Below are 25,635 nucleotides of genomic sequence, written 5' to 3'. Positions count from 1 at the left end.
GAAAATTATATTATTTTAAATATTTATTAATTTTGATTTGATATTATCACTTTTATTTAATGTTAATATTTCGCATCCAAAATTAGTTACTAGTATTGTATGTTCATATTGTGCTGATAGATTGGAATCTTTTGTTTTTACCGTCCAACCATCTTGCATAATTTTAGTTTTTTCTGTACCCATATTTATCATTGGCTCTATAGTAAATATCATACCTGGTTTTAATTTAATTTGATTATTTGTTGTTTTATAGTGTAATACTTGAGGTTGTTCATGAAATTTTCTTCCTATTCCATGTCCACAATATTCTCGTACTATTGTAAATTTTTTTGATTCTACATATTTTTGTATGTTGTAACCTATATCTTCTATATAAATATTTGGTTTAATTATTTTTAACGCATTGTATAAGCTCTTTTTTGCTATTTTACATAAATATTCATTTTTTTTTTTTATTTTACCTACAAAAAACATTTTAGAAGTATCACTATGGTATTCATTTTTTATAATTGAAACATCTATATTTATTATATCTCCACTTTTCAAGGTAGTTTTATTAGGAATACCATGACATACTGTGTCATTTATTGATGTACATATAGATTTTGGAAATCCATGATATCCCAGACATGCAGATTTTGCTTTTTGTGTATATTTTATATAGTTTTTACATATATTATCTAATTCTTCTGTTGTTATACCAGGTTTAACATATTTTTCTATCATATCTAATATTTCCGCTGCAAGTTTGCCAACCTTACGCATCTTTTTTATTTCTTTTTTATTTTTGATATTTATTTTCATTTATTTTTTCCATAATTATTAATAAATATTATTTTAATTTAAATTGAATAAATTTCAACAATGTTTAAATTTTTTTTTTGATTTCTTTGTTATATTTGGTATGTTATTATCGTTTTAGTAATCTATTTATATATATTTAAAATAATTTTTATTTATTTTTTGTTATTTGTGGAGTGTGATATGATTGAATTTTCTATTAAAGATATGATTAAAGCTGGTATTCATTTTGGTCACCAAACTCGTTATTGGCATCCAAAAATGAAACCATTTATATTTGGTATACGTAATAATATACATATAATTGATCTTGAAAAAACAATTTATATGTTCAATAATGCTATGATTGAATTAAACACAATTATTAAAAATAAAGGTAAAATATTATTTGTTGGTACTAAAAGATCAGCTTCTAAAATAGTAAAAAAAGAAGCAATTTTTTATAAACAATTTTTTGTAAATTATAGATGGTTGGGTGGAATGTTGACTAATTGGAAAACTGTACGTCAATCCATTAAATATCTTAAAGAATTAAAAATTCAATCTAATGATGGTACTTTTAAAAAATTAACAAAAAAGGAGTCATCAATAAGATATCATAAATTAAATAAATTAGAAAATAGTTTAGGTGGCATTAAAAATATGGGTGGTTTACCCGATGCTTTATTTGTTATTGATGCTAATTACGAGCGTATTGCAGTAAATGAAGCAAATAAATTAGGTATTACTGTTTTTGCTATAGTTGATACTAATTCTGACCCTTCAGGTATTAATTTCATTATTCCTGGTAATGATGATGCAATAAGATCAATAAAATTATATTTTAAAATAATAAGTAGTGTTATTAATAAAAATTTTATTATCAATAATAATAATAAATTGAATTAATTTTATTTTTTATTTTTTATTTTTTTTTTTTTGATTTATTAATAATTATGGGATATATAAGATGATTAAAATTGATTCTAATTTAATTAAAAAACTTCGTTCATTGACTGGTGCTGGTTTTTTAAATTGTAAAAAAGCATTGTTTGCAACTAATAATAATATAGAAGAATCTATCGATTATTTAAGAAAAAATGATCAATATTATGCGTATAATAGAAGTAATAATATTACTAAGAATGGTGTTATTTTTACTGGTATTAGTGATAATTTTGCTGCAATAGTTGAAATAAATAGTGAGACGGATTTTGTTTCTCGTAATATTTTTTTTTTAGATTTTGCAAAGAAAATTATTTCTTTTACATTAAAAGAAAAAATTACTGAACTTTGCAAGCTAATAGATTTATTTGATGATGAACGTTATACCTTAATATCTAAATTTGGTGAAAATATTAATATAAGAAAGTTAAGTACATTAAATGGAGGTACTAATATTACTTTAGGTAGTTACGTTCATAATATGTATTTAGGTGCATTAGTTTCTTTAGATAAAGTAGATAAAGAATTTTCTAAACATATAGCTATGCATATAGTTTCATATAGACCTGAATATATTTATATAAAAGATGTGCCTATTAAATTACTTGATCGTGAGAGATCAGTTTATTTAGCTCTTGCAGGAAAATTATGTAAATCTAATAAAATATTAAAAAAATATGTTAATGGTAAAATAAAGAAGTTTATTAAAAATATAGTATTAACTGAACAAAATTTCCTTTTATCTCCAAAAAAAAAGGTAAAAAATGTATTATTAGAAAAAGGAATTAAAATTATTGATTTTGTTTGTTTTAGAGTTGGTGAATAAAGTTTTTTTTATAAATTTTTACAACGGAATTTATTATGTTGATTAATACAGATAAATTTAAATATCGTCGTATTTTATTAAAAGTTAGTGGTGAAATATTTGGTAAAAATGATAGTTCTAATATAAATATAAATATTATAAATAATTTTTTAAAAGAAATAAAAAGTATTTCACGATTAGGAATACAAATAGGTTTAGTTATCGGAGGAGGTAATATAGTAAGAGGTTCTGATATTTCTAATTTTGGAATAGATCGTGTTGTTTGTGATTATATGGGAATGTTATCTACTATCATAAATGGCTTAGCATTATCTAATATATTAAATAATAGTTCAGTTAATTCTTATTTGATGTCATCTATTCCTATAGATGGTATTTGTCACACTTATGATTATTTTAAGGCAATTGATTTATTAATAAAAAATTTTATTGTTATTTTTGTAGGTGGTATTGGTAATCCATTTTTTACTACAGATTCAGCTGCATGTTTGCGTGGTATTGAATTGAATGCCGATATTATTTTAAAAGGTACAAAAGTGGATGGTGTTTTTTCAGCCGATCCTTTTATTTCTCCTAATGCAATTTTATATGATAAATTATCTTATAGTGAAATACTTAATTTAAATTTAAAAATTATGGATTCTACTGCACTTATTATGGCCAAGGAACATAAATTACCTATTCGTATATTTAATATTAATAGCAAGGGTGTTATAAAACGTATTATAATGGGTGAAAATGTTGGTACACTTATTTATTGATTTATTTTTTTTTATTTTTAAAAAACCAAAAGCACCCTTTTAAAACTGGGTGCTTTTCGATTATATTTACATCATTCCACCCATTCCACCCATTCCTCCTGTTGGGTTACTTCCGCTCATATCTTGTTTATCTTCTTTTGGTAAATCGGTAATCATGCATTCTGTTGTTATCATTAATCCTGCAACTGAAGCTGCATATTGTAAAGCTGATCTTGTTACTTTAGTTGGATCTAGTATACCAAAATCAAACATATTACCATATTTATCAGTAGCTGCATTATATCCATAATCTTTTTTACCATCTTTTATATTTCTTGCAATTACTGATGGTTCTTCACCTGCGTTGGATACTATTTGACGTAATGGTGCTTCCATTGCTTTTAATGCAACTTTTATTCCTACATTTTGATCCTCATTTTGTCCTTGTAAATCTGAGAGTTGTGCTGCTACTCTAACTAAAGCTACTCCTCCTCCTGCAACAACTCCTTCTTCTACAGCAGCTCTTGTAGCATGTAATGCATCTTCAAATCTAGCTTTTTTTTCTTTCATTTCTACTTCTGTTGCTGCTCCTACTTTTAATACTGCTACTCCTCCAGCTAATTTTGCCACTCTTTCTTGTAATTTTTCTTTATCATAGTCAGAAGTAGCTTTTTTTATTTCTTGGCGTATTTGGTTTACTCTTCCGTTTATAGAAATTTTATCACCTTTACCACCTATTATTGTTGTAGTATCTTTATTTATAACTACTCTTTTAGCTTGTCCTAAGTCTTCTATTGTTGTTTTTTCTAATTCCATTAATAATTCTTCAGATACAACTGTACCAGCTGTTAATACGGCAATATCTTGTAACATAGCTTTTCTTCTATCACCGAAACCAGGAGCTTTTACTGCTGTTGCTTTTACTATTCCTCTCATCGTATTTACGACTAAAGTAGCTAGCGCTTCACCTTCTACATCTTCTGCAACTATCAATAATGGTTTTCCTGCTTTAGCCACTGCTTCAAGTAATGGTAAAAGTTCACGAATATTAGAAATTTTTTTATCTACTAACAGTATATATGGATTTTCTAATTCGACAGAGCCAGATTCAGACTTATTTATGAAATAAGGAGATAAATATCCTCTATCAAATTGCATACCTTCTACTACTTCCATCTCATCTTCTAAACCATTTCCTTCTTCTACTGTTATAACCCCTTCATTTCCTACTTTTTCCATTGCTTTCGCAATTAATATACCTACACTTTCATCTGAATTTGCTGATATTGTTCCTACTTGTATCACAGAATTAGAATCGGAGCATGGTATTGATAAATGTTCCAATTTTTTTACAGCTGTTGATACAGCTTTATCTATACCTCTTTTTAAATCCATAGGATTCATACCAGCTGCTACCGCTTTTAATCCTTCACTTACGATTGCTTGTGCTAGTACTGTAGCTGTAGTTGTTCCATCTCCAGCAGCATCATTTGCTTTAGATGCTACTTCTTTAACCATTTGTGCACCCATGTTTTCAAATTTATCTTCTAACTCAATTTCTCTAGCAACTGTTACTCCATCTTTAGTTATTGCAGGAGCACCAAAGGATTTATCTAAGACTACATTACGGCCTTTAGGCCCTAAGGTTACTTTGACTGCATCTGCTAGTACGTTCACGCCTTTTAACATTTTACTTCTGGCGTTATTACCGAATTTTACGTCTTTAGATGTCATTTTAATTTCCCTTAAATTTTTATATAGTTCATAGCTTAAATGTAAAAAATAAAATTTATTCTACTATTGCTATAATATCACTTTCCGGTATAATCAATACTTCTTGTTCTTCTATTTTTTCAGTTTTTATTCCATAACCCTCGTTAAATATAATTACATCTCCTATTTTTACATCTAATGGTTTTATTTTCCCATTTTCAAGAACACGTCCTGTACCAACTGCTATTACAGTTCCTCTTGTAGATTTTCCTGTAGCAGAGCCGGTTAATACAATTCCTCCTGGAGATTTAGATTCTGCTTTTTGTCTTTTAACAATGACACGATCATGTAAAGGACGAATTTTTATGTTTTTCATTTTATTATTTATCCTTATAAATATTTTATAAGCAAACAATTTATTTATTTATTTCTTAAATAAATTTTATTTTCTGTAATCATTCCTAAACTTGTAATATGGACATTATTCAAATCTTTCAAGAGTATTTTTTTTTTTTTTTTTATAAGTTTATATTATTTATTCAAATATATTATTTTTTTTTTTTTTTTTTTTTTTAATTTTTAATATTTTAATAAATTATAGATCATATTTAATTAATTTTTATATATAGATTTTTTAAATAATTATGTAGTATATTTTTAAATATTTAATTTATTATTTTATAAATTATTTTAAGTTTTTTATTATTTATATTAATAGTGATAATTATGGAATTTAATATTACAAATGTACGTCGTATATTTTTAGATTTTTTTAAAAATAATGGTCATAAGATTTTTTCTTGTGGATCATTAATTTCTTCTGAAAATACATCTTTATTATTTACTAATGCGGGCATGAATCAATTTAAAGATTATTATTTAGGATATAAAAAATCTAATTTTTCTAGAATTGTTACTTCTCAACATTGTTTACGTGTTGGTGGCAAGCATAATGATTTTGAAAAGATTGGTTATACTAATTTTCATAATACTTTTTTTGAAATGTTAGGTAATTTTAGTTTTGATGATTATTTTAAAAAAGAAGCTATTTTTTATGCTTGGGAGTTATTAACTGGTACAAATAATTTTAATTTACCTAAAGATAGATTATTAGTTACCGTACATTATCAAGATTATGAATCTTATAAAATATGGTCTGAAGATATTTGTATTAAATCAGATCGTATTATTGTTATTGGAAATAATGAAAATAATGGTTGTTTTTCTGATAATTTTTGGCAAATGGATAATATAGGTCCTTGTGGGCCATGTACTGAAATTTTTTATGATAATTCTACAAACCCTTCTGATAAAATTACAGATTCAAACATTATTTATTCAGAAAGATTTATTGAAATTTGGAATATTGTATTTATTCAATTCAATCGTGATATTAATGGATCTTTAATACCGTTAAAGATTCCTTTAGTTGATACTGGTATGGGTTTGGAACGTATTGTTTCTGTTTTGCAAAATGTTTATTCTGTTTATGAAATTGATTTATTTAATAATATGATTGTTTTTATAGCAGATTTAATTAAATGTAATGATTTAATTAATACTTCTTTTCGTGTTATATCTGATCATATTCGTTCTTGTATTTTTATAATTCAGGATGGTATTTTACCATCAAATGAAAAGCATGGTTATATATTACGTAAATTAATTAGACGGTCTATTATTCACGGTTATATGTTAGGTGTAAGACATAGTTTTCTTTATAAATTAGTTAATTATTTTGTTCATTGTTTAAAATTAAATAATTATTTAATAAAATTAGATGTTAATAGTATTTCATCTATTATAAAATCTGAAGAAGATCATTTTTCAAGAACTTTACAAAAAGGTTTTTTATTATTAAATAAAAAATTAATTAATTTAAAAACTAATGTATTAGATGGTAAAACATTATTTGAATTATATGATACTTATGGATTTCCTATTTATTTAACTAAAGAAATTTGTCTTAAAAATAATATTTTAATTAATTTTGTTGAATATGAAGATTGTATGTCTAAGCAGCGTAAAAGGTCACGTATGCATAATGATGATACTGTAAAACTAAAATTTAGTGATTTAATTTTAAGTAATTATTCATCAGTTTTTAATGGATATGTTAATTTTGAAATTACTAGTAAAATATTATTGATATTAAAATCTAATAAAATGGTTAAAGATATATTTATTGGCCAAATGAGTGTTATTGTTTTAGATGAAACATCGTTCTTTTTTGAATCTTCTGGGCAAATATCAGATATAGGTATTTTAAAAAATGATAATGGTATATTTAGAGTGGATAAAGTAAAGAAGTATGGAAATATTATATTTCATATTGGTGTTTTAATCTCAGGTCATTTATCTTTATTTGATGTTGTATGTTCTTCTATTGATAGAATTCATAGAAAATGTATTGAAATAAATCATTCTTCTACACATTTGTTACATTCTGCATTACGTACTGTTTTAGGTGAACATGTTGTTCAAAAAGGTTCGTTTATAAATCATAAATATTTTAGATTTGATTTTTTTCACAAAAAATCATTGACTACTGATGAATTATCTTTGGTTGAAAATATTGTTAATAATTATATTCGTGATAATGTTAGTATCTCAACAACTTATATGAATTTAAATGATATTAAATTGAACAATATTATCTTTTTATTTAATGAAAAATATCAACAAGAATTTATGCGTGTTGTTAAAATAGGTGATATTTCTTCTGAAGTGTGTTTGGGTACACATGTAAAACGTACTGGTGATATTGGATTGTTAAAGCTTATTTCAGATAAAGGAGTATCTTTAGGTGTTCGTCGTATAGAATCTATTACTGGTAGATATGCTATTTCTTATATTCAATCCTTACATTCTAAAATTAATTTATTTAGTAAATTATTAAATAGTAGTTTTGATAACCTAGAAAATAATTTGATATCTACAATAAAAAATTTAAATTTATTAAAAAAATTTTCAGAAAAAAGTAAAAAAGATGATTTAGATAAAAATGTTATTTTTCTTAAGAAAAATATAGAAGTTTTTAAAGGTGTTAATTTTTTATTTAATTATTTATTAAATTTAGATATTAATAATTTATATAAAATTATGTGTGTTTTGATAAAAACTTTAAATAAAATAATAATTTTTTTATTTACTAATATAAAAGATGATTACTTTTTTATTTTTTATATTAGCGAAAATTTAGATTATTTATTTGATAAAAAAGATTTAATTAATTTTTTATCTGATAAGGTTAATTGTAAAATATATTTTAATTCTAATATTGGAAATTTTCGTATTAAAAATAATTATTTTACTGATGAATTTGTAAATGAAATAAAACATTGGATTTTTGATAAACTATAATTAATTTTTATATTTAATTTATTTTTTTAATATTTTATTGTAAAATTAGATTTTCTATTTTACAGTTTAGAATTTGATTTAGTAGTTTATTTAGGGATAAAAAATGCTTATTTTAACTAGGCGTGTAGGTGAAGCTCTTATTATTAATGATAATATTTTTGTTACAATTTTAGGTGTAAAAGGTAATCAAGTTAGAGTTGGTATTAAAGCTCCTAAAAATGTTGTTATTAATAGAGAAGAAGTTCATCGAAAAATAAAAATTCAAAAGATAAAATCTTTGTAAGATTATATTTTATTCAATTATTTTTTTATAAAAGTTTTATTGGTGAGATGGCCGAGGGGTTTAAGGCGCTCCTCTGCTAAGGGAGTATGTAATTTTAAATGCATCGAGGGTTCGAATCCCTCTCTCACCGTTTTTTTGTATAATTTTATTATTATTTAGCACCCGTAGCTTAATTGGATAGAGCATTCGGCTACGAACCGAACGGTTGGAGGTTCGAATCCTCTCGGGTGTATTTTATATTTTTATTATAAAAGTTTTAGGTTTATTTTATTTTATTTTGTTTTAGTTTTTTTATTATTATTTTTTATCTTAATTTTTTTTTATTTTTTAATAAGTTTTTCTCTAATTTTAGCTGCTTTTCCTTTTAATGTTCTTAAATAATATAATTTAGCTCTTTTTACTATACCTCTTTTATTTAATTTAATTTCTTTTATTATAGGTGAATTTTTATTAAAAACTCTTTCTATTCCTTCTCCATGTGATATTTTTCTTACAGTAAATGAAGAATTAAGTCCTCTATTCCTAATTGCAATTACTAAACCTTTAAATATTTGAGTTTTTTTTTTATTTCCTTCTTTTATTAATATTTTTATTTCAATAAAATCTCCTTGTTTAAAAAATGGTATATTTTTTTTTAAATATTTTTTTTCTATTTTATTTATAATTTTATTCATTATTTTTTGTCCTCGAGTTGTATTCTTTTTTAAATTCTGAAATTAATTTTTTTTGTTCAAATGTTAATTTTATTTTTTTTAATAAATCTGGTCTTTTTATCCATGTATGTCCTAATGCTTGTTTTAATCTCCATTTATTTATTTTAGTATGATTACCTTTTAATAAAACTGATGGGACTTTATTACCTTGTAAATTAGATGGTCTTGTATAATGAGGAGCATCTAAAATTCCTCTATAAAATGAATCATTTGTGATAGATGATTTTTGTTTAATTATATTTGGTATTAAACGTGTTATACAATCTATTAAAACCATTGCTGGTATTTCTCCTCCACTTAATATATAATCTCCTATCGATATTTCTTCATCTATCTCTGTTTCTATTATTCTTTCATCAATACCTTTATATCTTCCGCAAATTATTATAATTTTTTTATATTTTATTATTTTGCATATTTTTTTATGTTTTAATAATTTACCTTTAGGTGAAAGATATATTACTTTTGTGTTTTTACCTGTTTTTTTTTTAATAATTTTTATTGTATTTATTATAGGTTCATACATCATTAGCATTCCTCCTCCTCCACCATACAAATAATCATCTATTTTCTTATTTTTATTTTTTGTATAATTGCGGGGATTCCAAAATCTTATTTTTAATAATTTTTTTTTTGTAGCACGCTTTATATTTCTAAAATTTTTTATTGTTTCAAACATTTCTGGTAGTATACTTATTATTTCTATCAGCATTTTATTTTATTTGTTAATCTTCCCAATCTACTTTAATTTGTTTTTTTTTGTGATTTATTTTTTTTATTATTTTATTATTTATGAATGGTATTAATTTTTTTTTTGTTTTTTTATATTTTTGTATAACTAATATAGTGTTTTTTTTTGTATTTATGAGTTTTATTATTTTGCCTATATATTTTTCTTTAATATTTATTACTTTATAATTTATTATTTTATTAATTATAAAATAATTTTTTTTAAGTATCTGTTTTTCATGTATTAATATATTACAATTAGTTAAAATTTTTGCTTCATTTATATTATTAATATTTTTTATTTTTATAATAATTTTTTTATAATGTTTTTTCCATTTTTCTATATTTATTATTGATTTATAATTGTTTTTTTTAACTTTCCATATTTTGAAATCAAATATGTTTTCTTTTATTTTGAAAAATGAATTTATTTTTAACCAACCTCTTATTCCTAATGTTTTCCCTATTTTACCTATTATTATTTCATTTTTTTTTATTTTTTTGTTCATTTGTATTTATGTTTTATTTATTATTTATTTTTTTCATAGAATGTTCTAGTCTCTTTGATAATTTTGCTCCTGTTTTTTTCCAATATTTTAATCTTTCCATGTTTATTTTAATATTTTTTTTTTTATTTTTTGTAATGGAATTTAAAAATCCTATTTTTTCTATAAAACGTCCATTTCTAGGGTTTCTTTTATCAGTTACTATAATATTATAAAATGGTTTTTTTTTCGCACCATTTAGAGCTAAACGTATTTTTATCATAAAATATCTCGTTTTATTTTGTTAAATTTTAAATTTTTAAAAATATTAATTTTTAATAGTAAATATTTAATAATGATTAATGTCAATAAAAAATTTTAATTTTTTATTTATTAAAAATATTATTTTATGTATGTTTTTTATCATCAAATTTTTGATTAATTTAAAAAAATTTATTGATTTAATTTTAGTACAAAATAGTATCGATGGTTTTATAAATATATTAAATAAATAATTTAAATGAAAAATTATTAAATATTTTATTATAATTATAGATTTTATTTTTATTTATAAATAAGATACTTTTTTTTTTTAAATTTATGTTAAAATTTATTGTTTTTATTAAATTTAATATTTTAATAAATTTTATAGTTTACACGATTAATATTTATATTTTTAAAATTTATTTTATTAATTTGATATGCAGTTTGATTATTGTATATATTTAAAATATCATTTGTAAGTATAATTTAATTTATTTTCATTATATTTTTTTTTTAAAAATATTTTTTAATTTTGAAAATATTTAATTTATCTTTAGATATTAATTTTATTATGTCGGATTTTTTATCATTAGATATTATATTGCAGTAATATTAATTTTTGTTTTTTATAATTTATTATTATTTTTTATTATATTAATTTTATAAGGTTATTATTTATGAACCCCATGCTTAATATAGCAATTAAAGCGATTAGATCTGCTGGTAATTTTTTGATACAAAAATATGCAAATTATACAAAATTGGATATTAGCAATATAAGTAAAAGTAGTTCAGCTATAGTTAATATTAATCGGTCTATAAAATTAATTATTATTCAAGTTATTCAAAAATATTATCCTAATCATATATTTATAAAAAATAAGTATAAATTAGATTTTACTAAAAATAATAATATTAAATGGATTATTAATTCTCTTGATGGCATAAATAATTTTATTAGAAAATTTCCACATTTTTCTATTTCCATATCAGCTATAATAAATGGTAGATCTGTAATATCTTTAATATATGATCCTATTCGTAACGATTTATTTTCCGCAGTACGTGGTAATGGTGCTCAATTAAATGGTTTTAGAATAAGAAGTAATTCTATTTGTAAATTGAAAAATATTGTTTTAGCTTTATCCTTAAAGTCAAGATTAAATAATGATATAATTTTATATAAAAAAATATTAAATAAATTAATTAATAATCATGTTGATTTTCGTTATACTGGATCTCCATCTTTGGATTTGGCATATCTAGCAGCTGGTAAGATTGATGGTTATTTGCAAGTTGGTTTTAATTATTTTGATTTTATTTCTAATGAATTATTGTTAATAGAATCAGGTAATATTTTATCGGATTTTATTGGTAGAAGTGATTGTTTATTATTTGATAATGTTATATGTGGTAATCCTCGTTTATTAAAAGAATTGTTAATTTTGGTTAAATAATAATTTTTTTATTTATATATTGGGAATTTATTACATAGATTTTTTACCATTTTTTTTATTTTTATTATATTTTTTTTATTTTTGATATTATTTAAGATATCAGTAATCCAGTATGTTATTTTTTTTGTTTCTTTTTTTTTAAATCCTCTTTTTGTTATAGCAGGAGTACCTATACGAATGCCAGATGTTATTGTTGCGTTTTTTTTATCATTTGGTATAAAATTTTTATTTGTTACTATATTTGCTTTATATAATATATTACTAGCTTCTAATCCAGTGATATTTTTATTAGATAGATTTATTAAAAACATATGATTTTTTGTACACCCAGATACTATTTTATATTTTTTTTTAATAAATATTTTTGTCATTGTTATAGCATTTTGTATTGTTTGTTTTTGATATAATTTAAAGTTTTTTTCCATAGCTTCTTTAAATGCTACAGCTTTAGCTGCTATAATATGCATCATTGGTCCACCTTGTTCTCTTGGAAATATTGCACGATCAAGTTTATCATATAATATTTTGTTTCCCCCTTTAGCTAATATCATCCCTCCTCTAGGTCCTGATAAAGTTTTGTGAGTAGTTGTTGTTACTACATGAGCATATGGTAATGGATTTGGGTATAATTTAGCTGCGACTAATCCTGCTATATGAGCCATATCAACAAGCAGGTATGAATTGTTTATATCAGCAATTTTTCTTATTTTTTTCCAATTAAATATTCCTGAATAGGATGAAAATCCTGCTATTATTAATTTTGGTTTATATTTTTTGCTTAATTCATGTATTTCTTTGTAGTTTATATCACCTTTTTTATTTAATCCATAATTAATAACTTTATATAATTTTCCTGATGAATTTATTTTTGCTCCATGGGATAAATGTCCTCCATGTGTCAATTTCATACTAAGTATAGTATCTCCATAATTAATGAGTGCATTGTATGCTGCAAAATTTGCTTGTGTTCCTGAATGTGGTTGTACATTAACATAGTCAGCATTAAATAATTTTTTTGCTCTTTCGATGGCTATAGTTTCTATAATATCTATATATTTACATCCTGAGTAAAAACGTTTATTGGGATATCCTTCTGCATATTTATTTGTTAAAATTGATCCTTGTGCTTGCATAACACAGTTGCTTACATAGTTTTCTGATGCTATTAGATTTATATATTGGTTTTGTCTTTTTTTTTCAGCTTGGATTAATTTCCATAATGTATTATCATATGTATCAATATTTTTTTTCATAATATTTTTTATTTTTTTATTAAGATTTTATATTATTATAATGTTTTTTTAAAATATAAAATTTTATTGTTTACTAAATTTTTATTATATTTATTTTATTTAAATTAAATTAATTTTATGATTAGCATGATAGCTGCTTTTTCTATTAATAGGGTAATTGGTATTAATAATAAAATACCATGGTATATCCCCAAAGATTTAAAATGGTTTAAAAAACATACATTATTTAAAATTATTTTAATGGGTAGATTAACATGGGAATCTATTGGTAAATTATTAATAAAACGTACAAATATAGTGCTAAGTAGATCTAGTTCTTATAAATTTAATTTATTTGAATTATATAATGCAAATGATGTAATATGGTTATCTTCATTTAAAGATTTGTTTAGTAATTTACCAAAAAACGATGAGATTGTTATCATTGGAGGTGAAAGTATTTATAAACAGACATTAAAATATGTAGATAGATTATATTTAACTCATATTTATAAATATTTTTATGGTGATAGATTTTTTCCTGATTATAGTATTTATAATTGGAAATCTATTTATAAAAAAACATGTATATTTAATATTAATGGAAGATTTACTTATTGTTTAGAAATTTTAGATAGAGTTACATAATTTTTTAATATGAATTATAGTGAAGATATAATTATAGATAAATTTAAACATAGAACTGTTTTTCTTGAGGAAGCTGTTGATATGTTAAATATAAAACCTGATGGTATATATGTAGATGCTACGTTTGGTTGTGGTGGTCATTCTTATTTAATATTATCTAAATTAAATAAATTTGGTAAATTATATGTAGTAGATCGTGATCCATTTTCTATATTTTTAGCAAAAAAAATTATAGATTCTAGATTATTTATAATTCATGATAGATTTTCTAAATTAATAAATTATGTGAAGAAATATTCTATATTTGGTAAAATAGATGGTATTTTATTTGATTTAGGTATGTCTTCTTTACAATTGAATGAACCTAATAGAGGTTTTTCTTTTATGCGTGATGGTTTTTTAGATATGAGAATGGATTATTTTTCTTCTATGTCAGCATTTAAATTTTTATTTTTTAGTAGTTCATTTAAAATAACACATATTTTAAAGAAATATGGTGAGGAACGTTATGCTAAATTAATAGCTAATAGAATAGTTGAATATAATAAAATTAATATTTTAAAACGAACTAGTGATCTTTCTAGATTAATTTCTTCTGTAGTATTTAATAAATCACATAAACATCCATCAACACGTACCTTTCAAGCTATTAGAATATATATTAATAATGAATTATATGAAATAACTAAAATATTTAAATATTTATTATCAATTCTTAATATAGGTGGTCGTATTTGTACTATAAGTTTTCATTCTTTGGAAGATCGTATAATTAAAAATTTTATGAATAAATATGGTAAAAAAATTTATTTTCCTTATAAATTACCTATTTTAGATTCTCAAATAAATGATTTCAATACTATTAGATTAAAGGTGTTTAAAAAAATATTTCCAGCTGAGAGTGCGATTTTACTAAATTATAGATCTCGTAGTGCTATATTAAGATCGGCTGAAAAAATAATTTAATTTTTTTATATTTATCAAATGAAATGTATAATTTTTTATAATTTATGAGTTTTAATTTATGTTATATTTAGATTATTTATTATCACCCTGGTTATTTAATGTTCCTAAAATAAAAATATCTAATATATCTTTAAATAGTAAATTGATTATTGGAGGGGATCTTTTTGTTGCTAAACTTGGTTATAATGTTGATGGTAGAAATTATATTATTGATGCATTAATTAGGGGGGCAAGCGCTGTATTGGTTGAGATAAATAATTTGTTTTTAGATACTTATATAATATATTTTGGTGATGTACCTATAATTTATTTTTTAAATTTATCTAAAAAATTATCCTTTATTTCTCAACGATTTTATCCTATATCTAATAAGTTAAGATTAATAGCAATAACAGGTACTAATGGTAAAAGTACTATTTCTCATTTGATTGCTCAATGGGTTGTTTTGTTGGGTAATACAGGTGCAGTTATGGGTACTATTGGTAATGGTATATATGGTGATTTATGTCCTTCAATTAATACTACAGAATCTGCCGTTGAAGTCTGTAAAATGTTATATCGTTTTTCTAAACAAAAAGCTGATATTGTTTCAATAGAAGTATCTTCTCATGGTCTTGTTCAAAACCGTGTCTTATCTTTACCATTTACTGCTGCTATATTTAGTAATATTACTATTGATCATCTTGATTATCATGTGGATATGAAAAGATATATAAAAGCTAAATGGTTGTTGTTTTCTAAACATGATATTGATATTAGTATTATTAATATAGATGATGATGTTGGTAAATGTTGGGTAAAGAAAATTTCTAGGGTAGTTTGTGTTACTACTAATCGTAATTTATTTTTCGGTAAAAATGAATATTGGTTAAAATTAGATAATGTAAAGTATAATTTTAATAATACTATTATTTATTTTGATTCTTTTTGGGGTAAAGGAATTTTTAGTACTAAATTAATTGGTAAGTTTAATGTTATTAATATTTTATTATCTTTAGCTACACTTTTATGGATGGGATATTCATTAACTGATTTAATCTCTACTGCTAAGTTTTTAAAACCTATTGTAGGTAGAATGGAAATGTTCCATTCAACTAATAAACCTACAGTAATTATTGATTATGCTCATACTCCTGATGCATTAAAAAAATCTTTGATATCTGCTAGATTTTATTGTAAAAATAAATTATGGTGTATTTTTGGTTGCGGAGGTGATCGTGATAAATCTAAGAGATCTATTATGGGTAGTATTGCAGAACAATTATCTGATTATGTGGTTATCACTGTGGATAATTCACGTTATGAAAATCCTATTTATATAATCAATGATATTAAATCCGGTTTTACTAATAAAAATAACAAGAAATATTTTTTAGATCGTTTGAAAGCTATATTTAGTACTATATTATATGTAGATAATGAAGATTTAGTTTTAATAGCTGGTAAAGGGCATGAAAATTATCAAATTATTGGTAATCGTTATGTTAATTATTCTGATCATTTAGTAGTAGGAGAAGCATTAAAAAAAAGATATTCGTTTTAATTAATTTTGATTGACATAATTATTATTCAATAGTTTTATTAATTTGTAATAATTTGATTTAATAATAATTATTTGGATGATATAGTCTTATTATTTTTTAATGGTTAAAGTTTATAAATATTTATCTTAATAAGTTATAATAACAAAATAATTATAAAATAAATTATTTTTTATTTGATTAATTTATTTATTGAATATATTAGATTAAAATTAAATTGTAGTGTTTTTACATATATAATTTTATTATTATATAACTGTTTTTTATTTTAAATTCTCCATTTCGTTTATATAATATAGTTCGAATTATATTTTGATAATTGTATAATAATTTAATTATTAATAATAACAATAGTTTAATAAATTATTTTAATTTTAAATATTTATTATTTGTATAATAAAAATATATTATTTTAAATATGTATTTATTATAAATTTATTATTTAAATTTTGTAATTTATATATGAAATAAATAATGTTTATATTTAAGAGGTGAGATGATATATGTTTTTTTATTTATCTAACTTATTTCATAATATTAATTTTTATTTAATTGCTTTTTTTTCTTATAAAACTAGAATATTTGCGAGTTTTTTTACTTCATTTTTGATTTCTTTGTTTTTAGTTTTTTTTTTAATAAATTTATTAAATAAATTTAATATTTATCAGATTATTAGAATAAATGGTCCAAAATCACATTATTTAAAAGATAAAACTCCTACAATGGGTGGTATAGCAATTATAATTTCAATTTTTTTATCTGTTTTATTTTGGTCATATTCTTATAATCATTATATAAAATATATTTTTATTATATTATTTAGTTATGGATTAATTGGATTAATTGATGATTGTTTTAAATTAATTAATAGAAATCCTAATGGAATAAGTATTAAGTGTAAGTATTTTTTTCAATCTATAATAGCATTTACTTTATCTTGTTTGATATATTATCATTGTAAAAATATAATATTTTCTAAATTTATATTTAATTATTTTAAATATTCAGATATGCGATTAGATATTTTTTATATAATATTTTTTTATTTTGTTATCATTGGAACTAGTAATGCTGTTAATTTGACAGATGGATTAGATGGTTTAGTTATTATTCCAATTATTTTAGTTTTTTTTGGTTTTTTATTAATATCTTATTTTTGTAGTGATATTTACATTTCAAGTTATTTTAATATTACTTATTTGTGTAATGCTAGTGAGTTGGTTATTTTTTGTTCATCAGTTATAGGTTCTTGTTTAGGATTTTTATGTTTTAATTTTTATCCTGCTAAGATATTTATGGGTGATGTAGGTTCATTAGCTTTAGGCGGTTCTTTGAGTGTTATTTCTATTTTATTACATCAAGAGTTTTTACTTTTTATTATGGGTGGTTTATTTGTTTTAGAAACTTTATCTGTTATTTTACAAGTATTTATGTTTAAATTTTTTGGAAGAAAAATTTTTCTTATGGCACCTATTCATCATCATTTTGAACTTAAAGGTTGGTTTGAACCTAATATAGTTATTTGTTTTTGGATTGTTTCATTTATTTTTTTATTATTTGGATTATTTATTTTTGGAATTTATTAGTATATGTACAATTATTATAATAAGAAAATAGTTGTTATTGGTTTAGGTAAAACAGGTTTATCTTGTATAAATTTTTTTTTAAGACGTGATATTGTACCAATGGTATTGGATACTAGAAAATTTCCTCCCGAATTAAATAAATTACCTAATTTTGTAAAATATAAATTAGGTCCATTAAGATGTGAAGATATTATTTTATTTGATTTAATTATTGTTAGTCCTGGTTTATCTTTAAATGATCCTACATTATTGTATGCTAGAAAAGTAGGTATAGAAATTATTGGAGATATTGAATTATTTTGTCGTGAATTGCAATTTATTTCTATTGTTGCTATTACCGGATCTAATGGTAAGAGTACTGTTTCCAGTTTATTATATAGAATTGCTAATGCTTCTGGTATTAAAGTAATTTTGGCAGGAAATATTGGTATTCCTGTATTGGATACTTTAAAAAATTATGCTCAATTGTATATTTTAGAATTATCTAGTTTTCAATTAGAGACTATATTTAGTTTATCATCTGAAGTTTCTACGGTATTAAATGTTTGTTGTGATCATATGGATCGTTATTTTAACGATATTATAGAATATCGATCATTTAAATTAAGAATTTATAATAATTCTAAAATATGTCTTGTTAATGTTGATGATATATTGACATTTCCATTTAATAAAATTTTTAGAAAATGTATTAGTTTTGGTTCTTATACAGGTGATTATTGTATGGTAAAATATCGTGGTTCTTTATGGCTTAGCGTATATGGTGAACGTGTTTTAAATACATCTAAAATAAAATTATTTGGTTTTTATAATTATATTAATTGTTTAGCTGTATTAGCTATTTCAGATATAATGTTTTTTCCTAGAAAAATTATTTTGAGAATATTTTCTTTATTTAAAGGATTAAAACATCGTTTTCAGTTAGTACATCAACGAAATAATATAAAATGGATAAATGATTCTAAATCTACAAATTTATCTAGTACTCTTGCTGCATTAATTAATTTTAAGAATAATATTGGTTTTGTGTGGTTATTTTTAGGTGGTATTTTAAAAAGTACTTTTTTATCTTCATTGGATGGTTATCTTTATAAAGATAAAATTAAATTGTGTTGTTTTGGTAAAGATGGTATGTTCATTTATTCTTCATATCCTAATATTTCTGTTTATAGAAATACTATAGAAGAATTGGTTATTAATATAATGCCTATTGTTAGATCTGGTGATGTTATTTTATTTTCACCTGCTTGTTCTAGTTTTGATCAATTTAAAAATTTTGAAGAGAGGGGTAAGTACTTTTTAAGAATTGCAAATAAATATTAATTTTATTTTTATATATATTTTTTATTGAAAATATATTTTAAATTATATAATATTATTTATTAATAAAATAATTTTTAATTTAATTTTACATATTATATTTTTTGGAGTTTGGATGATTAAAAAAAAAAAATAATAATAACGGGGGGAGGTACTGGTGGTCATATTTTTCCGGGCATTGTAATAGCAAAAGCTCTCATTAAAAATGGATGGGATGTACTTTGGATAGGTACTAAGGATAGAATGGAATCTTTTTTGATACCCAGATATAATATAAATATTGATTTTATATATATTAATGGATTGAGAGGTAAAGGATTAAAATTTTATTTATTATTTTTTTTTAATTTATTTCGTAGTTTATATAAATTAAAAAAAATTATAAAAATTTGGAAACCTGATGTTATTTTAGGTTTAGGTAGTTATATCTCAGCTCCTGGTGGGATAATATCATGGATATTAAGAATACCCTTAATTATTTATGAACAAAATGTAATAGCAGGTATTACTAATAAATTATTAGCTAAAATAGCTAATATATCTATTCAAGCATTTCCAGGTGCTATATTAAATTCTATTGTAGTTGGCAATCCCATAAGAAATGAAATTATTTCTATTTTACCCCCTGAGTTAAGATTCAATAATCGTTCTGGGCCAATAAGGATTCTTGTTATAGGAGGTAGCCAAGGTGCTAAGATATTTAATGATATTTTCCCGGATGTGTTAAAGTTATTAAAAGATAATATATTATTATGGCATCAGGTTGGTTATAATGCATTTAATGAAATAGATGCTATTTATAAAAAAATAGGAGTTATACAATATAGAATAAATGATTTTATTCATAATATAGCTAAAGCGTATGCATGGGCAGATTTAGTTGTCTGTCAATCTGGAGCTATTACAGTTAGTGAGTTGATAGCGGTTGGTTTACCTTCAATTTTAGTTCCCTTTGAACATTCAGATCATCAACAGTATTTTAATGCTTTATTATTAGAGAAGGTTGGTGCTGGAATTATTTGTAAACAAGAAAAATTTAATGTTGATATGTTTATTTCTATTTTTAATTCATTAAATCGTTCAATATTATTTAAGATGTCTGTTAAAGCTAAATCTCTTTATTTACCAGGTTCTTTAGAACGAATATTAAAAATTATTAATAGTTGTATTTAATTAATTTATAGTTTATTTTCATTAATATTTTATATTTTAATTATATATAGTAATGAATTTTTTAACTTATTTTAAAAATAATTTTTCTGTTTTTAATTCTATTAATCTTCCTAAAAATATATATCTTATTGGTATAGGTGGATCTGGCATGGTAGGATTAGCTAAAATTTTGTTAGATATGGGTTTTATTATTAGCGGTTCAGATATTAAAATTAATGATAATATTAATTATTTATTGTCTTTAGGAGTTTCAGTATATCATAAACATGATTCTAATAATATTAAAAATGTTGATGTTGTTATTTATTCTGGTGCAATTAAAAATGATAATATAGAAGTTTTATCAGCTCTTAAATCAAATATACCAGTTATTTCTAGAGCAGAAATATTATCTGAATTGATTCGTTTTAGTTATAGTATTGCTGTTGCTGGTACACATGGTAAAACTACAACTTCAGCTTTGATTTTTGATATTTATTTTAATAACAATAGAAATCCTTCTATTGTTAATGGTGGATATATTAAATCTATTAATTCTTATTCATTTTTAGGTTCTAGTAATTGTTTTATTTTTGAAGCTGATGAAAGTGATTCTTCTTTTTTATTTTTTCATCCTATGGTAATTATTATAACAAATATTGAAGCTGAACATTTAAGTAATTATGATGGAAGTTTTAAAAAATTACAAAATGCTTTTATTAAATTTTTACATAATTTACCATTTTATGGGAAAGCTATTTTATGTATAGATGATTTAGTTGTTCGTGATTTAATACCTTATGTTTGTCGTAAATTTATTACTTATGGATTTAGTAATGATGCTGATGTACATATACATAACTATAAACAAATAGGTTTAAAGAGTTCTTTTAGACTATTATATAAAAATAAATATGATATTAAAATTTTATTAAATATGCCTGGTAAACATAATGCTTTAAATGCTACAGCAGCATTAATAATTGCTAAAGAAGATAATATTAATGATAAACATATTTTAAAAGTATTAAAAAAATATAAAGGTACAAAAAGACGTTTTGAATATATTGGTAAATTTTCATTATCTATGATTAATGGTAGGATTGGCAATTTTATTATTGTTGATGATTATGGTCATCATCCTGCTGAAATTAATATATCTATATTGACTGCAAGAAAATGCTGGATAAATAGAAGAATAATTATGGTTTTTCAACCAAATCGTTTCACTCGTACTCGTGATTTGTATAATGATTTTATAAATATATTATCTAATGTTGATGTTTTATTTATTTCTGATATTTATTCTTCTAATGAATTACCTATTTTTGGTATAAATAGTACTAAATTATGTAGTGATATTTTTATACTTGGCAAATTAAGTCCTATTTTTGTAAAAGATTTTGATTTTTTGATAGATAAATTGAAAGTTATTCTTACTTGTAATGATGTATTAATAATACAAGGAGCTGGTGACATAACTAATGTTATTAAAAAATTATTAAAAATAATATAATAATATTAAATTATTATATAAAAATTTTAATAATATAGTATTCATTAATTAAATTATTATTAGCAAGTTTATTTAAGAAAATATTTTTATTTTTTAGTTAGTTCATATATTCTATTTTATTATGGTATAGATATTAATAGGATATATATTTTTAAATTATTTAATATTAAACTAAAGATTATAATTTTAATAAAATACTTATTTTTTTATATTTCAAATGGTTAATTAAAATTATAAGTTTTTAAAGATCTTAAATATGTTTAAAGTTAATTTTAATTTATTATTTATGAGAATTATATTATGTTTATAAAGTTTTTAACTAAATTATTTGGTAGTCGTAATGATCGTATTTTAAAACGTATGTATAGGATTGTTAATATAATTAATTCTTTTGAGAATGATATTTCTAAATTATCTGATGATTTGTTAAAGAATAAAACTATTGAATTTCGTAATAGATTGAAAAGTGGTGAATCATTAAATTCATTACTTCCTGAAGCATTTGCTGTTGTTAGGGAAGCTAGTAAAAGAATATTTGGTATGCGTCATTTTGATGTTCAACTTATTGGAGGAATTGTATTAAACAAACGTTGTGTTGCAGAGATGAGAACAGGGGAAGGTAAAACATTAACTGCAACTTTACCAGCTTATTTGAATTCTTTAAATGGATATGGTGTACATATAGTTACAGTAAATGATTATTTAGCAAAAAGAGATGCAGAAAATAATCGTGAATTATTTACATTTCTTGGATTAACTGTGGGTGTTAATGTTTCCAGCACTTCTACTTTAGAAAAAAGAATAGCATATAATGCTGATATAACTTATGGTACCAATAATGAATATGTATTTGATTATCTTAGAGATAATATGGTTTTTAATAAGAATGATCGTGTACAACGAAAATTATATTATGCTATTGTAGATGAAGTTGATTCTATTCTTATTGATGAAGCACGTACTCCGTTGATTATTTCAGGTCCTACAGAAAATAATTCTAATTTATATTTTGAAATAAATAAAATCGTTCCTAATTTGATATGTCAAGATAAAGAAGATTCTGATGTATATGATGGTTTTGGTCATTTTTCAATTGATGAAAAATCTAAACAGGTTTATTTAACTGAAAGAGGTATGGATTTATTAGAAAATTTATTGGTTGAAAGAGGTATTATGAGTAGTGAAGAATCTTTATATTCTTCTGCTAATATAATATTAATGCATCATATATTAGCAGCATTACGAGCTCATACTTTATTTATTCGTAATGTTGATTATATTGTTAAAAATAATAAAGTTATTATTGTTGATGAACATACCGGTAGAATTATGCCTGGTAGAAGGTGGTCTGATGGTTTACATCAAGCTATAGAAGCTAAAGAAAATGTTAATATTCAAAATGAGAATCAAACTTTAGCATCTATAACTTTTCAGAATTATTTTAGAATGTATAAAAAAATATCTGGTATGACAGGTACTGCACATACTGAGTCTTTTGAGTTAAATACTATTTATAATCTTGATACAGTAATTATTCCTACTAATAAACCTATGATTAGAAAAGATTTTTCTGATTTAATATATATTACTGAAAATGAAAAGATAAATGCTATTATTTTAGATATTATTAATTGTATTAAAAAAAAACAACCTGTTTTAGTTGGAACTATTTCTATAGAAAAATCTGAACTTATTTCTAATGAATTAAAGAAATTAGGTATAAAACATAGTGTTTTAAATGCTAAATTTAATGTTCAGGAAGCTGAAATTATTGCAAAAGCTGGTGAACCAGGTGCAGTAACAATTGCTACTAATATGGCAGGTAGAGGTACTGATATTGTTTTAGGAGGTAGTAAAATTAATATCAATAAATTATTTAATGTTATTGATTCTAATGAACTATATAAAAATAAGTTAATTTGGAAAAAAAAACATGATTTTGTTGTATCCGTAGGTGGTTTATATATTATTGGTACTGAACGTCATGAATCTAGAAGGATAGATAATCAATTAAGAGGTAGGTCTGGTCGTCAAGGTGATCCTGGTTCTTCTCGTTTTTATTTATCTATGGATGATACTTTGATGCGTATTTTTACTCCTTCTAAAATTATTCATATGATGCGTAAATTAGGTATTAATTTTGGAGAAGCTATTGAACATCCATGGGTTACAAAGGCTATAGCCAATGCTCAACGTAAAGTAGAAAATCGTAATTTTGATATTAGAAAACAGTTATTAGAATATGATGATGTTGCTAATGATCAACGCAAAGTAATTTATATGCAACGTAATTTTCTTTTAGAATCTATTAATATTAGTGGAACAATTAAGGTTGTTCGTAATGATGTGTTTAATAAAATTATTAATACTTATGTTTCTACAAATTTATCTGAATTGCTCTGTAGTTTAATTAAATTTAAAAATATTATTAAACAGGATTTTAATTTAGAATTATCATTATATAAATTAAATACAGATATAATAAATAATAAAGAATTTGATATATATGCATATATATTACGAGATATAATTAATTTCCATGATAATCAAGAGAAATTGATTGATCGTTTATTATTACAAAATATAGAAAAAAATGTTATGTTGCAAATCTTAGATTTATTTTGGAAGGAGCATTTAGCTTCCATGGATTATTTGCGTCAAGGTATTCATTTGAGGGGTTATGCGCAAAAGGACCCAAAGCAAGAATATAAACGTGAATCTTTTATTATGTTTATAAATATGTTAGAATCTTTAAAATATGAGGTAATTAGTATTATAACTAAAATATATGTTAATTTTTACAAAGGTTTATTTTTTATTGATATGAATAATATTAGTACAATAAATTATAGTTTGTTGTTTAATAAAATAAATGGAAATGACAAATTGTAGATTTATATTTTATTTTTTATAATATCTATATTATACTTAATAAGTAATTTTTTTAAATTAAATAAAATTTAATATTAATTTTTTTTTATTGCTAATTTGTTATAAAAATTATTTAGTTTTATTATCTTTTTTTTTAATTTTCTATTGATTTTTCGTTTTTTATTATATCATCGGCTAAATTTGAACGTTTATTATTCTTATCTTGTGTTGATATAATGTTTTTAGTTTGATAATAATTATAATTATCTCTTAACATTATTTTTTTTATTTGTGTGTTTTTTGATACATTTATTACAAGTATACGATTTGTATTTTTTTTATATTTGTATTTAATAAGAGAGGTATAATTCACAAATATCATATAGATTTATTTTTTAATATTTGTTTTTTTGTTTCTTCATGTATTATAGATGTAAAAAATTATTTAATCGAATTCTATATTTTAGTTTTTTTAAATATTTTTTTTTATTTAATAAACCTTTTT

The 25,635-nt window shown here is 22.2% G+C and carries 22 protein-coding genes, 2 tRNA genes and 1 pseudogene; 16 read left to right on the top strand and 9 right to left on the bottom strand.

The window, feature by feature from the left end; all coding sequences use genetic code 11:
* Positions 1-15 precede the first annotated feature (15 nt).
* Positions 16-804 carry a type I methionyl aminopeptidase gene (map, locus tag C9I82_RS00625; RefSeq protein ID WP_115955934.1) on the bottom strand — a complete coding sequence of 263 codons (789 nt, stop codon included), beginning with the start codon at positions 802-804 and terminating at the stop codon, positions 16-18.
* 180 nt (positions 805-984) lie between these two features.
* Between map and rpsB the strand changes: the two genes are divergently transcribed.
* From rpsB to pyrH, 3 genes are all read left to right on the top strand, one after another.
* Positions 985-1,689 (top strand): 30S ribosomal protein S2, encoded by a 705-nt coding sequence (gene rpsB / locus C9I82_RS00620; RefSeq protein WP_115955933.1) that lies wholly within the window; start codon positions 985-987, stop codon positions 1,687-1,689.
* Between the two features lie 61 nt (positions 1,690-1,750).
* The gene (tsf, locus tag C9I82_RS00615) at positions 1,751-2,551 is read left to right on the top strand and encodes a translation elongation factor Ts (protein WP_115955932.1); all 801 of its coding nucleotides are present in this window, start codon (positions 1,751-1,753) and stop codon (positions 2,549-2,551) included.
* A gap of 38 nt (positions 2,552-2,589) precedes the next feature.
* Positions 2,590-3,312 (top strand): UMP kinase, encoded by a 723-nt coding sequence (gene pyrH, locus C9I82_RS00610; RefSeq protein WP_408607972.1) that lies wholly within the window; start codon positions 2,590-2,592, stop codon positions 3,310-3,312.
* Between the two features lie 66 nt (positions 3,313-3,378).
* Here the strand turns inward: pyrH and groL are convergent, their stop codons facing one another.
* Positions 3,379-5,025, bottom strand: coding sequence for a chaperonin GroEL (groL, locus tag C9I82_RS00605; RefSeq protein WP_115955930.1), 1,647 nt, complete (start codon positions 5,023-5,025; stop codon positions 3,379-3,381).
* A gap of 55 nt (positions 5,026-5,080) precedes the next feature.
* Entirely contained in the window at positions 5,081-5,371 is a 291-nt protein-coding gene (locus C9I82_RS00600) for a co-chaperone GroES (protein WP_115956242.1), read from the bottom strand.
* 359 nt (positions 5,372-5,730) lie between these two features.
* Between C9I82_RS00600 and alaS the strand changes: the two genes are divergently transcribed.
* From alaS to C9I82_RS00580, 4 genes are all read left to right on the top strand, one after another.
* Positions 5,731-8,367 carry an alanine--tRNA ligase gene (gene alaS / locus C9I82_RS00595; RefSeq protein WP_115955929.1) on the top strand — a complete coding sequence of 879 codons (2,637 nt, stop codon included), beginning with the start codon at positions 5,731-5,733 and terminating at the stop codon, positions 8,365-8,367.
* A 103-nt stretch (positions 8,368-8,470) separates the two neighbouring features.
* Positions 8,471-8,650 (top strand): carbon storage regulator CsrA, encoded by a 180-nt coding sequence (gene csrA, locus C9I82_RS00590; protein ID WP_115955928.1) that lies wholly within the window; start codon positions 8,471-8,473, stop codon positions 8,648-8,650.
* A 41-nt stretch (positions 8,651-8,691) separates the two neighbouring features.
* A tRNA-Ser gene (locus C9I82_RS00585) sits at positions 8,692-8,780 on the top strand.
* Between the two features lie 28 nt (positions 8,781-8,808).
* A tRNA-Arg gene (locus tag C9I82_RS00580) sits at positions 8,809-8,882 on the top strand.
* A gap of 88 nt (positions 8,883-8,970) precedes the next feature.
* Here C9I82_RS00580 and rplS read toward each other — a convergent pair.
* The 4 genes from rplS to rpsP are packed head-to-tail and all read right to left on the bottom strand — an operon-like array spanning position 8,971 to position 10,860.
* On the bottom strand, positions 8,971-9,324 hold the full coding sequence (rplS, locus tag C9I82_RS00575; protein ID WP_115955927.1) for a 50S ribosomal protein L19: 354 nt from the start codon (positions 9,322-9,324) through the stop codon (positions 8,971-8,973).
* Entirely contained in the window at positions 9,317-10,075 is a 759-nt protein-coding gene (gene trmD / locus C9I82_RS00570; RefSeq protein ID WP_115955926.1) for a tRNA (guanosine(37)-N1)-methyltransferase TrmD, read from the bottom strand. Before trmD ends, rplS begins: the two co-directional genes overlap by 8 nt.
* Positions 10,076-10,088: 13 nt before the next feature.
* Positions 10,089-10,601, bottom strand: a complete 513-nt coding sequence (gene rimM, locus C9I82_RS00565; RefSeq protein WP_115955925.1) for a ribosome maturation factor RimM — start codon at positions 10,599-10,601, stop codon at positions 10,089-10,091.
* 13 nt (positions 10,602-10,614) lie between these two features.
* Positions 10,615-10,860 carry a 30S ribosomal protein S16 gene (gene rpsP / locus C9I82_RS00560; protein WP_115955924.1) on the bottom strand — a complete coding sequence of 82 codons (246 nt, stop codon included), beginning with the start codon at positions 10,858-10,860 and terminating at the stop codon, positions 10,615-10,617.
* 658 nt (positions 10,861-11,518) lie between these two features.
* Here rpsP and C9I82_RS00555 point away from each other — a divergent pair.
* A complete protein-coding gene (locus tag C9I82_RS00555; RefSeq protein ID WP_115955923.1) occupies positions 11,519-12,298 on the top strand; it encodes an inositol monophosphatase family protein in 780 nt (259 codons plus the stop codon).
* Positions 12,299-12,306: 8 nt separating this feature from the next.
* On the opposite strand, the gene C9I82_RS00550 is transcribed toward C9I82_RS00555, so the two are convergent.
* A complete protein-coding gene (locus C9I82_RS00550; RefSeq protein ID WP_115955922.1) occupies positions 12,307-13,551 on the bottom strand; it encodes a serine hydroxymethyltransferase in 1,245 nt (414 codons plus the stop codon).
* Between the two features lie 117 nt (positions 13,552-13,668).
* Between C9I82_RS00550 and C9I82_RS00545 the strand changes: the two genes are divergently transcribed.
* From C9I82_RS00545 to secA, 8 genes and pseudogenes are all read left to right on the top strand, one after another.
* Positions 13,669-14,178, top strand: a complete 510-nt coding sequence (locus C9I82_RS00545) for a dihydrofolate reductase (protein WP_115955921.1) — start codon at positions 13,669-13,671, stop codon at positions 14,176-14,178.
* A gap of 30 nt (positions 14,179-14,208) precedes the next feature.
* A complete protein-coding gene (rsmH, locus tag C9I82_RS00540; RefSeq protein ID WP_115956241.1) occupies positions 14,209-15,144 on the top strand; it encodes a 16S rRNA (cytosine(1402)-N(4))-methyltransferase RsmH in 936 nt (311 codons plus the stop codon).
* A gap of 58 nt (positions 15,145-15,202) precedes the next feature.
* Entirely contained in the window at positions 15,203-16,687 is a 1,485-nt protein-coding gene (gene murE, locus C9I82_RS00535) for a UDP-N-acetylmuramoyl-L-alanyl-D-glutamate--2,6-diaminopimelate ligase (protein WP_115955920.1), read from the top strand.
* Between the two features lie 501 nt (positions 16,688-17,188).
* On the top strand, positions 17,189-18,271 hold the full coding sequence (gene mraY / locus C9I82_RS00530) for a phospho-N-acetylmuramoyl-pentapeptide-transferase (RefSeq protein WP_115955919.1): 1,083 nt from the start codon (positions 17,189-17,191) through the stop codon (positions 18,269-18,271).
* 3 nt (positions 18,272-18,274) lie between these two features.
* Positions 18,275-19,594, top strand: a complete 1,320-nt coding sequence (gene murD, locus C9I82_RS00525) for a UDP-N-acetylmuramoyl-L-alanine--D-glutamate ligase (protein ID WP_115955918.1) — start codon at positions 18,275-18,277, stop codon at positions 19,592-19,594.
* A gap of 129 nt (positions 19,595-19,723) precedes the next feature.
* Positions 19,724-20,764, top strand: coding sequence for an undecaprenyldiphospho-muramoylpentapeptide beta-N-acetylglucosaminyltransferase (gene murG, locus C9I82_RS00520; RefSeq protein WP_115955917.1), 1,041 nt, complete (start codon positions 19,724-19,726; stop codon positions 20,762-20,764).
* A 52-nt stretch (positions 20,765-20,816) separates the two neighbouring features.
* A complete protein-coding gene (murC, locus tag C9I82_RS00515; protein ID WP_115955916.1) occupies positions 20,817-22,259 on the top strand; it encodes a UDP-N-acetylmuramate--L-alanine ligase in 1,443 nt (480 codons plus the stop codon).
* 300 nt (positions 22,260-22,559) lie between these two features.
* Positions 22,560-25,052 (top strand): annotated as a pseudogene (gene secA, locus C9I82_RS00510) (preprotein translocase subunit SecA); the annotation flags it as partial.
* A gap of 232 nt (positions 25,053-25,284) precedes the next feature.
* Here the strand turns inward: secA and C9I82_RS00505 are convergent.
* Positions 25,285-25,503, bottom strand: coding sequence for a dephospho-CoA kinase (locus C9I82_RS00505; protein WP_162859723.1), 219 nt, complete (start codon positions 25,501-25,503; stop codon positions 25,285-25,287).
* Between the last annotated feature and the right edge of the window lie 132 nt (positions 25,504-25,635).

The organism is Candidatus Purcelliella pentastirinorum, from assembly GCF_003391335.1.
Taxonomy (GTDB): domain Bacteria; phylum Pseudomonadota; class Gammaproteobacteria; order Enterobacterales; family Enterobacteriaceae; genus Purcelliella; species Purcelliella pentastirinorum.
This window is presented reverse-complemented; position numbering and strand designations above follow the sequence as displayed.

Coding starts and splice junctions, on each gene's coding strand:
- map (WP_115955934.1), bottom strand. CDS start 804: ATGAAAATAAATATCAAAAATAAAAAAGAAATAAAAAAGATGCGTAAG.
- rpsB (WP_115955933.1), top strand. CDS start 985: ATGATTGAATTTTCTATTAAAGATATGATTAAAGCTGGTATTCATTTT.
- tsf (WP_115955932.1), top strand. CDS start 1,751: ATGATTAAAATTGATTCTAATTTAATTAAAAAACTTCGTTCATTGACT.
- groL (WP_115955930.1), bottom strand. CDS start 5,025: ATGACATCTAAAGACGTAAAATTCGGTAATAACGCCAGAAGTAAAATG.
- alaS (WP_115955929.1), top strand. CDS start 5,731: ATGGAATTTAATATTACAAATGTACGTCGTATATTTTTAGATTTTTTT.
- csrA (WP_115955928.1), top strand. CDS start 8,471: ATGCTTATTTTAACTAGGCGTGTAGGTGAAGCTCTTATTATTAATGAT.
- rplS (WP_115955927.1), bottom strand. CDS start 9,324: ATGAATAAAATTATAAATAAAATAGAAAAAAAATATTTAAAAAAAAAT.
- trmD (WP_115955926.1), bottom strand. CDS start 10,075: ATGCTGATAGAAATAATAAGTATACTACCAGAAATGTTTGAAACAATA.
- rimM (WP_115955925.1), bottom strand. CDS start 10,601: ATGAACAAAAAAATAAAAAAAAATGAAATAATAATAGGTAAAATAGGG.
- rpsP (WP_115955924.1), bottom strand. CDS start 10,860: ATGATAAAAATACGTTTAGCTCTAAATGGTGCGAAAAAAAAACCATTT.
- C9I82_RS00555 (WP_115955923.1), top strand. CDS start 11,519: ATGAACCCCATGCTTAATATAGCAATTAAAGCGATTAGATCTGCTGGT.
- C9I82_RS00550 (WP_115955922.1), bottom strand. CDS start 13,551: ATGAAAAAAAATATTGATACATATGATAATACATTATGGAAATTAATC.
- C9I82_RS00545 (WP_115955921.1), top strand. CDS start 13,669: ATGATTAGCATGATAGCTGCTTTTTCTATTAATAGGGTAATTGGTATT.
- murE (WP_115955920.1), top strand. CDS start 15,203: ATGTTATATTTAGATTATTTATTATCACCCTGGTTATTTAATGTTCCT.
- mraY (WP_115955919.1), top strand. CDS start 17,189: ATGTTTTTTTATTTATCTAACTTATTTCATAATATTAATTTTTATTTA.
- murD (WP_115955918.1), top strand. CDS start 18,275: ATGTACAATTATTATAATAAGAAAATAGTTGTTATTGGTTTAGGTAAA.
- murC (WP_115955916.1), top strand. CDS start 20,817: ATGAATTTTTTAACTTATTTTAAAAATAATTTTTCTGTTTTTAATTCT.